Here is a 6,397-nt window from a genome sequence, read left to right on the forward strand (position 1 = left end):
CGTAGAGGGGCGCTCAGCCGGACCGTCCCCGCATCGTCCCCGCCCCTGGCGGCGGCCACCCACCCTCCGGGCCGGGTGGCCGCCTTCCGCCACCGCCGAGGGGCGCGCCCTGGCACTGGACCCGCTGGCCCGGGCCGCCGTCGGGCCGGCGGACGCACCGCACGGCCCTTGCCGGGAATCGGCTCACGTTGTGCTGGGCGGGCCGGCGGACGCACCGCACGGCCCGCCGGGAATCGGCTCACGTTGTGCTGGGCGCCTCGGCGAGGGACAGACTGTTCCCGTCCGGATCCGTCACGACGACATGACGCACGCCGTTGCCGTAGGTCTCGACCGGTTCGTGGCCGATCCCGTGCGCGGCGAGCCGGGCCAGGATGTCGTCGAGATCGTGCACACCGAGCGTGATTCTGGCCCCGCCCACGCGCCCGGTGTGCGCGTCCCGGTCGTCGACGACGACCCACGCGTTCTCACCGGCCTGCCACAGATGCTCCTCGCCGATGATCTCGTCCGCCGGACGCCCGAAGAACACCCCGAACCATTCCAGTGCCTTGCTCCGGTCCCGCACGCACATGACGCAGTACAGATCCACCCGGGATCACTCCTCACAGTCGTTCGACAGACGGACCACTCCCGTGATCGAAACTCATCGGACAGGAAGGTGAGGACGGGCACCGTCGGAGCAATGCCGCAGTCCCGCCCAGGGGGTCGCGACGCCGCGGAATCCGTGCTGTGCTGGAAGGAGCAGCAGCAGGAGAACGCGCCGATGCGTCACAGCCGGATCCCCACCGTCGAATCCGCCCGGCCGCCCGCGCCGACCGGAGCGGGCGGAGGCCTGCTGCCGACCCGGGAACTCGCCACCGCCTGGCTGCTGATCGTTCTGATCGCGGTGCCCGCCTGGGTGCTGACGATCGGGCAGGCCCGGGACATGGGGGTCGGCCCCGGCACCATGGGCACGGCCCTGCCGCTGTTCCTGCTGCTGTGGGTGACGATGATGGCCGCCATGATGCTGCCGTCCATGGCGCCGGTCGCCGTCACCTGGGTACGTGGGATCGGCCGCCGGTCCTCCGGCTGGACGCGGACCGCGCGCACCACCGAGTTCGTCGGCGGATACCTGCTGGTGTGGACCGCCTTCGGCCTGCTCGCCTACGCGGCTCTGGCCCTCACCGGCAGTCTGGTGGAGGACCACCCGGCCGCAGGGCGCTGGATCGGCGCCGCGGCCTTCCTCCTCGCGGGCCTCTACCAGCTCGGTCCGCTCAAGAACGTCTGTCTGCGGCACTGCCGCGACCCGATGGGCCACCTGGTGCGCTACGCCGGGTTCCGCCGGCCCGCCCGTGACCTTCGCGTAGGCCTGCATCACGGCGCCTACTGCGTCGGTTGCTGCCTGGGCCTGATGGTCGTCCTGGTGCCCCTCGGCGTGATGAACGTGGCAGCGATGGCGGGGCTGGCCGTGGTGATCTTCATCGAGAAACTGTGGTCCCGCGGTCCGCTGCTCGCCCGGGCCGTGGGCGTCGTGTTCCTCGTCCTGGCCGTGCTCGCGCTGTCCCAGGACTGGCTGCTGCCGGGACTGCAGGAGACGATGCCGATGACGGACGACATGTGAGGTGACGGACGACAGGTGAGACGGACGGGCACCGTGTGACACGGCGCCCGCGTCCTCAGCCGTCGGGGCCGCTCCACTCGAACGGGAAGTGTTTGCTCGACTTCCCCGAGCGTTCCCAGGAGAAGCCGAACGCGTCGGCACGGTCGCTGGTGGCCCGCCCCCAGGTGGCGACCTGGCCCGGTCCGACCTCCGCACCCGGGGCGTTGAGCACTTGCACCCGCGCGCCGTCCGGCGTCGTCGGGCCGGTGAGCGCCTCGGCGGCGGCCGTGACCCGGCCGGGCACCTCCGCCCGCCACGTGGCGAGGTCCTCGTCGATCTCGACGTGGACGGGGGCGAAATCCATGCCGCGCATCTCCGGATGGAACATCTCCCCGAACTGCGCCGGCCACCCGCCCGCCTCACCGCCGAAAATGGCTCCGAGCGCGGCACGCTGCTGCTCGTCGGCCCGTTCGTCGAGGAACACCGCGGCGTACGGATCGGTGTGGGTACCGGCCCAGGGATTGCCGGTGAAGGAGCCGAGCATCAGCACGTTCAGATCATCGAGCCGCACGTCGCCGAAGCTGCCTTCCCGGATGTGCCAGACCAGCACGCCCTCGCAGTCACCGTAGGTCGGGGGCTGGGCGAACGTGCAGGGGCACGGTATGGCGCACTTGCACACGTCGAACCAGTCGCCGGTCAGATGCCAGCGGGTATCGGTGGTGACGTCATCGCTCATCTCGCTTCCCTCCTGCCGAGCCCCCAAGGGCTCACTCGGAGTGGCGAGACCGCGCGCCTTCGAGCCCGCGCCCGACACGACGAGGCGGCCTCCCCTCCAGCTTGCACCCCCGCCACCCCACGAGGGAACCCCCACCGACCAGCGATTCGGCCGGCGCGCAGGTCACACGACCCAGGCGGGGCGGCCGCGCGGCGGCGCCGGCGTTCGCCGTAGCCGGCAACGGCCTGCCGCGGACGGCGTGGGTCGGTTGGCGCCAGATGGGCGGCCGCGTCGTGCACGCTGACGGGCCCCGCCGGCCCGGTCGGCGACCGGGGCCGACAGGGTGCGCGCCAGAACATGGATTCTCGCCCCGCAGTGCAGTTCCGATCCGATCTGTCCGCCAGTCAACGATCACGGCCGATACCTCCGTCAACCGAACCGGACCCCGCGCCGTCAGTCCGACGTCATGATCCGGTGAGCGGACGGTGCCGAGCACGGAGGCACGGGCATCTGAAGGCGGGGGCTTCTCACATGCCGCGTTCAGGGCCCTTCCAGCGGATCATCGCGTCCGTCACGGTCATCGGCAAGCTCTCGAAGAGGCAGTGCTCCGCGCGACGCGGCTGCTCTGCCCCTGCCGGAGCCGCACCGCGAGCAGGGCTCCAGGCCTGCCCGCGGCGGCTCTGCCCCTGCCAGAGCCGCACCGCGAGGGGGGAGTAGGAGCTTACGGCTCCAGGCCTGCCTGCGAAGCGCTGCCGCTCCGCTGACCTGGTCGGCTGGAGCGGCGGGTGTTTCTGGCGCGGTTTCACGGCGCGGCCGATGAGTCTGTGGCTCCCGGCCGGTCGACACTCGTGACACCTCAGGAAAGGACACCGCCATGTCGGAGCTTCTCGTCGACTTCATCACCTCCCTCGACGGCTACGCATCGGGCGAGGGATGGCCCGGTTTCTGGGGCCTGGAGGGCCCGGAATATCTCGCATGGCTCGGCGAGCAGCCCGAGGCCACGTACCTGATGGGAGCAAACACCTACCGCCTGATGTCGGGCTTCGCCGCAGGCAACGTCCCGAGCGGCCAGGACGAGTTCAGGCCCGAGGAGGAGGCGTCCGTCGACGAGCTCACGCAGGCGTCCAAGGTGGTGTTCTCCTCCTCACTCGAGGAGCCGCTGACGTGGGCCAACGCAACGCTCGTCCGCGACGACGCCGTCGAGGCGGTCCGCGCCATGAAATCAAGTGGCTCGGGGCTCCTCAGCACGATCGGCAGCCTCAGCCTGTGCCGGTCCCTGCTGCGAACAGGACTCGTCGACCGCTTCCGGGTCGTGATGTTCCCGGTGATCACCGGGGCCACGGGCGCGGAACGCATCTACGACGGCTATCCGGACGTCGCCCTGGAGATGATCGGGCATCGCACCTTCGACGGTCGTATCCAGCTGGTCGAGTACAAGCCCACCGTGCTCGAGGCTCCGCCGCTCGGCGTCCCGGCATGACGTCGCCATACCAGCCCACCGGGCAGGCGCGGAGGGGCGCGCTGGAGTGGTCCTTGGCCGACCTGGCGGCGGTGCGGTCCTCGTCGGCACGCTGGCCGGTCTCCACCTCGCGCCGGGACCGCCCGGATGTCGCGGACGGGGGCGCCTGCGCTCTCGGCGCGGGGAAGGGCGGCCCGGTCCCCGCCTGCGCGGGGCTTCCGGCGCACGGCCGGGAGGTGCGGACAGGAGCATCTGCGGCGAGGGAGTAGCCAGAGGCGCTTTGCCCACACACCTGGATGCCCCGTGGTATGAGGCCGGCGCTGCTCCTTCCCGCAGGCTGCGGTGTGGGCACTCCCCGGGGATCCAACTTGACCTGAACCGGGCTCGAGGTCGAAGAGTGGGGCACCGGACGCAGTTTCAGCGAAAGGGTGTGGCTCATGCGTGCGGTCCAGGTGACGTCGTTCGGCGCTCCGGAGATGCTCGTTGCGGTGGATCTTCCCGACCCGGTGCCCGGCCCCGGTCAGGTCGTCGTCGGCATGGCCGCAGCCGACATCATCTTCCTGGACACGCTTCTGCGGAGCGGCTGGGGCCAGGACTTCTTCCCGCGAACACCGCCGTACGTACCGGGCGGCGGCGGGGCGGGCAGGGTGGTCGCGGTCGGTACCGGAGTGGACCAGGCGTGGGTCGGCCGGCGCGTAGCCGTAAGGACCGGCACCGGGTACGCCGAACAGGTCCTCGCGGATGAGGAAGAGATCATGCCGGTCCCCGACGGGCTGGCTCTCAGGGAGGCGGCTGCCCTCGTGCACGACGGCGTGACCGCGCTGAATCTGCACCGGCTGGGCGCGCCGCAGGAGGGGGAGTGGGTACTGGTGTCGGCAGCGGCCGGCGGGGCGGGCACGCTCCTGGTGCAATTGGCCGTGGATGCCGGAGCCCGGGTGGTGGCCGCCGCCTCCAGCGACTCCAAGCTGGCCCTGGCCCGCGAACTGGGTGCTGAAGCCGTCGTCGACTACACGCACGCGGACTGGATCGGGCAAGTGCGCGAGATGACGGGCGGTGGTGCCGCGCTCATCTACGACGGCGCGGGAGGGGCGCTCGGCACGGCCACCGTGGACGCTCTCGCCGACGGCGGCCGGTTCGTCACCTACGGCACTGCCGACGGCTTCGCGGCCCCGGACAGGGAGTCGGCCGCCCGCAGGGGCGTACGCCTGTTCACGCCGCTCATGGACGGCCCACCGGACCAGGAGACGGTCCGGGAGCTGCTGGGCCAGGCGCTGGAACGCGCCGCGCAAGGGCGCCTGCGCCCGGCGATCGGCGCAACCTACCTGCTGGAGCAGGCCGCCGAGGCCCACCGCTCCCTGGCCGCACGCACCACCGTGGGCAAGTCGTTGCTGCTGATGAGCAGTTGATGCGTGCCGTAGCGAAGGACTGGCCATCCGTCCGGACGTTTCTGTCCCACGAGTGACCACCCACGTGGTGTGGGACCGTACCGAGCCGCTGACGCCGACTGGTGCTGGGACAGGGGTGGGCCGCCACCGTTCGATCACCGGACGCCGTTGCCGGCTTCGCCATGGCGGGCTGTCCCAGCAGAGACGACAACGAGCCGTGCCTACGCAGCGTCTTCCTTCCCGACCTCGCCCGGTTCCCCTGTCGGCCGGGTCATCCCGTCGTCCGGGGCCGCACGGCGGCTTGGCTCGGTGTGATCGAGGTCCCAGTGATACTGGCACTCCTCACACCTCGGCCCGTCCATGACGGCGTCCTCCCCGTTCGGACAATCCGTGCCGTCCCCGCGTCCCGCACACACCTCACCGGCATGCTCCATACCTTCGACGGTGCGCGCATGCAGCCGCCTCGGGAAGAGGCCCGGCGGGGGCGCACAGGTGCCTGATCCCGGCATCACGCCTCGCCGGCCATCACCCGTCCCGCCGCATCACACTGGACCCACATCAATCCGCCGCCGACCGGCCACAGCGGATGCCAGCAGGAGCCGCGTCATCGGCGTCAAGCGGGGGCGCTTGTCCCGTACCCCCCTCAGGCACCCTTCTGCCCACCACGAGAGGCGAGTGCCTTCCAGAAGGCGTAGTGGTGATGGACCGCGGAAGTCGGTGCGACCGATGCGGCCGGCCGCGAGCCGCTGCACGTAGGGGGAGCGGTGGGTGAACCGTTTCCACGTGGGCAAGCCATGCCCGTTCACCTGTCCGGTGGACGCGAACCGGCTCCAGTAGCCGACCACGGTGTCCGACAGCCGGGCCTGCGTGTCATCGAGGGGCTCGAACAGATCATTGTCGAAGAGAAAAGTCAGGTCGACCATGCGGCCGGTGCCGAGCGGGAAACTGGTCGGCCGTGGCACGTTCTGGAAGTACGGTGCCTCGGCTTCGGCGAAGTCGCAGGAGTGGACGGGGGTGTGGCGGGCCTTCGTACGCTGGCGGCCCACCTGCCCGAGGAGGCGTGAGGGTCAGCCCCCGGACCGGAGGCGACGGCACCCCCACCGCCTGCGTTCGACCGGCGGAATGCGCCTGCAGCCCCCCGTCAGCAGCTCGGGTGAGCTCTTTCGGGGGGGGTGCCTCTATGTCTTTCGTCAAGCTGCGAGGGGGCTTCTCGGTTCGTAGAAGGTTCCGTCGCGGAGCATGGCGAACAGGACGCTGATGCG

The 6,397-nt window shown here is 71.0% G+C and carries 6 protein-coding genes; 3 read left to right on the forward strand and 3 right to left on the reverse strand.

Annotation, left to right across the window (positions count from 1 at the left end):
- Positions 1 to 238: 238 nt before the first annotated feature.
- Positions 239 to 586 carry a VOC family protein gene (locus tag ACIRPP_RS31180; RefSeq protein ID WP_403649893.1) on the reverse strand — a complete coding sequence of 116 codons (348 nt, stop codon included), beginning with the start codon at positions 584 to 586 and terminating at the stop codon, positions 239 to 241.
- Positions 587 to 760: 174 nt separating this feature from the next.
- Between ACIRPP_RS31180 and ACIRPP_RS31185 the strand changes: the two genes are divergently transcribed.
- The gene (locus tag ACIRPP_RS31185) at positions 761 to 1,597 is read left to right on the forward strand and encodes a DUF2182 domain-containing protein (RefSeq protein ID WP_403649917.1); all 837 of its coding nucleotides are present in this window, start codon (positions 761 to 763) and stop codon (positions 1,595 to 1,597) included.
- A 55-nt stretch (positions 1,598 to 1,652) separates the two neighbouring features.
- On the opposite strand, the gene ACIRPP_RS31190 is transcribed toward ACIRPP_RS31185, so the two are convergent.
- Positions 1,653 to 2,312: a DUF1326 domain-containing protein gene (locus tag ACIRPP_RS31190; RefSeq protein WP_403649896.1), complete on the reverse strand. Its 660-nt coding sequence runs from the start codon at positions 2,310 to 2,312 to the stop codon at positions 1,653 to 1,655.
- 853 nt (positions 2,313 to 3,165) lie between these two features.
- On the opposite strand from ACIRPP_RS31190, the gene ACIRPP_RS31195 reads away from it, so the two are divergent.
- Together ACIRPP_RS31195 and ACIRPP_RS31200 are read left to right on the forward strand one after the other, a co-directional pair.
- Positions 3,166 to 3,771: a dihydrofolate reductase family protein gene (locus tag ACIRPP_RS31195; RefSeq protein WP_403649899.1), complete on the forward strand. Its 606-nt coding sequence runs from the start codon at positions 3,166 to 3,168 to the stop codon at positions 3,769 to 3,771.
- Between the two features lie 416 nt (positions 3,772 to 4,187).
- A complete protein-coding gene (locus ACIRPP_RS31200) occupies positions 4,188 to 5,156 on the forward strand; it encodes a zinc-binding dehydrogenase (RefSeq protein WP_403649902.1) in 969 nt (322 codons plus the stop codon).
- 521 nt (positions 5,157 to 5,677) lie between these two features.
- On the opposite strand, the gene ACIRPP_RS31205 is transcribed toward ACIRPP_RS31200, so the two are convergent.
- Complete coding sequence (locus tag ACIRPP_RS31205) at positions 5,678 to 6,181, reverse strand: carboxylesterase family protein (protein ID WP_403649905.1); 504 nt, start codon at positions 6,179 to 6,181, stop codon at positions 5,678 to 5,680.
- Positions 6,182 to 6,397: the final 216 nt, after the last annotated feature.

The sequence above is a fragment of the Streptomyces sp. NPDC101219 genome (assembly GCF_044767675.1).
Lineage (GTDB): Bacteria > Actinomycetota > Actinomycetes > Streptomycetales > Streptomycetaceae > Streptomyces.